Origin of the sequence: Streptomyces sp. RP5T (genome assembly GCF_003933965.1) — a bacterium.
Classification (GTDB): Bacteria; Actinomycetota; Actinomycetes; order Streptomycetales; family Streptomycetaceae; genus Streptomyces.
On sequence record NZ_RSAJ01000685.1, the window covers coordinates 1 to 4109 of the forward strand.

Annotated in this window: 2 protein-coding genes; both read left to right on the top strand. The window is 74.6% G+C overall.

Features of this window, described 5'->3' with window-relative positions; genetic code table 11:
- Window positions 1-167 precede the first annotated feature (167 nt).
- Window positions 168-2294 carry an ATP-binding protein gene (locus tag EHS43_RS39130; RefSeq protein ID WP_125195334.1) on the top strand — a complete coding sequence of 709 codons (2127 nt, stop codon included), beginning with the start codon at window positions 168-170 and terminating at the stop codon, window positions 2292-2294.
- Window positions 2295-2398: 104 nt separating this feature from the next.
- Window positions 2399-4057 carry a PucR family transcriptional regulator gene (locus EHS43_RS39135; protein WP_125195335.1) on the top strand — a complete coding sequence of 553 codons (1659 nt, stop codon included), beginning with the start codon at window positions 2399-2401 and terminating at the stop codon, window positions 4055-4057.
- The last annotated feature ends 52 nt before the right edge of the window (window positions 4058-4109 follow it).

Genomic DNA, 4109 nt, shown 5'->3' on the forward strand with positions numbered 1-4109 from the left:
GGCATGCTCCATGTGGGCGTTGTCGCGGGGGCGGGTTGTCCGTGGTGGACATAGCCGGTTTCCGATGCGGTGTGACGGCTCGGCGCCGCCATCGGTGAACTCCCTTTGCGGGCGCGTTAGATTGGCCGCTGACGGTGGACGGAACGGCTGGTCGGGGAGCAGGGGCGATGGACAGCGACGGGACGCAGGACGCGCGGGGTACGCATGCGAATCCTGTGCCGCGGGCACGGGGGCCGCTGCCGCCGATGCCCACGGCAGCGCCCGCGGTGCCGCCGTTGCAGGCCGGAGCCGCTTTTCTCAGCTGGGTGCGCACCTCCCGGCCGGAGGCTCTCCCCGGAATCTGGCGCTTCGGCCACCGGCCCCGTCCCGTCGAGGAACCAGAGGAGACCCCGAACAGGCAGTTGCTGACCGGCGCCCTGGTCGCGTTCCTGGTCGGCTGGCTGGTGTGGTCACTCCTGCAGAACGGATATCTGGGTGGTTGGTGGGCGCTGCCGTTCAAGCTGTTGGTCCCCGATTCATGGCGCTACAGCAGCAGCAAGGTCGGCAACCTGATCCTCTACAAGGGCTATGAGCTGCTGATCGTGCTGGTCATCATGGTGGCGGTCGGCAAGCTGGGACGCTGGGGCGAGGTCTGGCGCCGCTTCGTGGTGCCGCTGGTGAAGCGTCCCGAGCCCCGGCAGGAGCCCGTGCCGTCGGCCGAACAGGACCCCGCCGAATACCCCGAGATCCGCGCCGCCGGGGCCGTTGAGGCCGCGGAGCGGTTGGCTGCGGAGGCCAGGGCCGGGTTGATGCGGGACGTGGACCATGCCCGGATCGCGCGTGCCTGGCAGGGCGTCCGCAGTGGCCGGTTCAGCCTCGCCACCTTCACCGGCGCCGTGCTCCAGGAGGGCGCCGCCGCCTGTGTGCACCCGTCCGGGGAGCGGGACCTGCCCGCACGGCTCGCCCGGCACGACCTGCTCACCGGACAGGTGCGGCTGGGGACCACCGCCGACGACGCCCGCAACCCGTACGCCTACCGGGGCGCCGGGCTCGGGCTCGGGCCCGAGCTGCTCGGGACCTCGCTGCTCGCGGTCGGGCCGGCCGGGTCCGGGAAGACCGGGACCGTCGTCAGGCCGATCGCCGAGTCGCTCTGCCTGCACGCGCTCGCCGGGCGGGCCGCCGTCGTGGTGGTCGGTGCCGCGGGCGCGGGGCTCGGACCGGCCGACGCCTTCGACGTCGTCGTACAGATCGGGAATCCGGAGTCGGTGTACGACCTCGACCTGTACGGGGGCACCACCGACCCGGACGAAGCCGCCGCGGTGCTCGCCGAGGCGCTGGTCGGGGACCTCGCCGAGCCGCATCAGGGGGGCGACACCCGCCGGTCCACCACCGTGCTCGCCCAGCTCCTCGGGCCGTTCCGGGCGGTGCACGGCCGCTTCCCCTCCGTACCGGAGCTGCGGCAGCTGCTCGACGGCGCGCCCGGGCCGCTGGCCGCGCTGCGCAAGGGCCTGCAGGACTCCGGGCAGGATTCGCTGCTGCGGGAACTCGACGCGCGGGAGCGGCAGATGGGGCATCCGGGGGACGTGGGGGGCATCCTCGCGGACCGGATCGCGCTGCTCGACCGGCCCGCCTTCGCCACGTTCTTCCAGAGCGCGGATCTCGACTCGCCGGGGCAGTCGCGGCCGTTCTCGCTGAAGGCTCTCGACCATCCCGTCCGGGTCCGGATCGATCTGCCCCAGCGCGGGCACGCCGACGCCTCCCGGATCCTGGCGCGGCTGGTGCTCGCGCAGTTCACGGCGAGCGTCGCGGTGCGCGAGGACCGCTCGCTGTTCGCCTGTCTGGTCGTCGACGACGCCACGGGGATCGTGACCCCGGAGGCCGTGCGGGGCGTGCAGCGGCTGCGGTCGGGCAACGCCGGTGTCGTGCTGACGCTGCGCACGCTGGACGACGTGCCGCGGCCGCTGCGCGGGCCCCTGCTCGGTGCCATCGGGTGCCGGATGGCGTTGTCCGGGCTCACCCCGTGGGACGGGCAGGACTTCGCCGAGGTGTGGGGCAAGGAGTGGATCGAGGCGCGGGACGTCACCGACCGGCAGATCATCGCCGAGACCCCGGCGGGCAAGGCGCTGCACGCGGTGCGCCGGGTCATCACCGGCAAGGCGCCGACCGCGCGGGCGGTGACCGTACGGCAGGTCGAGCGGGAGCGGTGGTCCGCGTCCGAGCTGGCGCACGGGGTGCCGCCCGGGCACGCGGTGCTGTCGCTGACCACGGTGACGGGGGAGCACGCCCCGCCGCTGCTGGTGGATCTGCGGGGATGACGTGCCCTGAGGACCGTACGGTGAGGCAGAATCGTCACAGGTCGTTCATACACGGCGGCCAAGAGATCGCAGCGATCACTGCTCCCTGAAGCCCTGAAGGCGCCATGCCACCCACCCTCGCCTCGCTCGTCCACCACTCCGCGCTCAAGCTGACCGTGCGCGCGGGCGAGGACCGGCTGGACGTGCCCGTCCGCTGGGCGCACGTCAGCGAGCTCGCCGACCCCGTCCCCTACATGGAGGGCGGGGAACTGCTGCTGATCACCGCGCTCAAGCTGGACGCGGAGGATCCGGAGGCGATGCGGCGGTATGTGAAGCGGCTGGCCGGGGCGGGCGTGGTCGGGCTCGGGTTCGCCGTCGGGGTCAACTACGACGAGATCCCCGAGGCCCTCGTCGAGGCGGCCCGCGAGGAGGGGCTCCCGCTGCTCGAAGTGCCGCGCCGCACCCCGTTCCTCGCCATCAGCAAGGCCGTGTCGGCGGCGATCGCGGCCGACCAGTACCGCTCCGTCACCGCGGGCTTCGCCGCCCAGCGCGAACTGACCAGGCAGGCCCTGACCGACGGCCCGGAGGGACTGCTCGCCGCGCTCGCCTCCCAGGTGGACGGCTGGGCGGCGCTCTACGACGCCTCGGGCGCCGTCGTCGCCGCCGCTCCGGAGTGGGCCGGCCGCCGGGCCGCGCGCCTGACCGCCGAGGTGGAACGGCTGCGGGAGCGGCCCGCGCCCGCCTCCTCCGTGACCGGGGGATCCGGCGCCCCCGACAACGACGACCGCGTGGAGCTGCACTCCCTGGGCACCGGGCGGCGGCCGCGAGCCGCGCTGGCGGTGGGGACGGCCTCCGCGCTCGGTACGGCCGAGCGCTACGCCGTGCACTCGGCGATCGCGCTGCTGACCCTCACCACCGAGCGCTCCCGTTCGCTGTACGCCGCCGAGCAGCGGATCGGGGCGGCCGTGGTGCGGATGCTGCTCGCGGGCGAGCCGGAGCACGCGCGCACGGTCGCGGGCGACCTGTACGGCGGGCTGCTGGACGCGCCCTTCCGGCTGATCGTGGCGGAGACGGCCGCCATGTCCTCGGTGCGGTTCGCCGCCGAGACCCCCGCCCGGGTCCCGTCCGCCGCCGCGCTCGCCGCGGCCGCCGACCTGCACGGCGATCCGCTCGGGGCGCTCACCGAGATCCTGGAGTCCGCCGCGGCCCGCTCCGGCGAGGCCGTGCTCGTGGTGCCCGAGGGGGAGCGGCTGGTGGCGCTGGCCGCGGACGGCGGTGCCGCCGTCACCGCGTGCGCGGAGTACGTCGTGGCGCTGGAGGCGGCCCGCACGCGCGAGCAGGCGGGCGCGGGCGACGAGGACGGGCTGGTCGTCGGGGTCTCGGCCCCCGCCGGACCGATCGCCGCGGCGGCCGCCTACAAGCAGGCCGAACAGGCACTGTCGGTCGCCCGGCGGCGGGGCCGGATGTACGTCGAGCACGAACAGCTGGCCTCCGGATCGGTGCTGCCGCTGCTCGCGGACGAGGCGGTGCGGGCCTTCGCGGACGGCCTGCTGCGGCCGCTGTACGAGCACGACGCGACCGGCCGCGGCGATCTGGTCGCCTCGCTGCGGGCCTGGCTCTCCCGGCACGGCCAGTGGGACGCGGCCGCCGCCGACCTGGGCGTCCACCGGCACACCCTGCGGTACCGGATGCGCCGGGTCGAGGAGATCCTGGGCCGCTCCCTGGACGATCCGGACGTACGCATGGAGCTGTGGCTGGCGCTGAAGGCGGCGTCGGGGGAGTAGACACCGCGGGGCGTGCCGAAGCGGAGTGTCCGGGCATGCCACTGCTCCACCC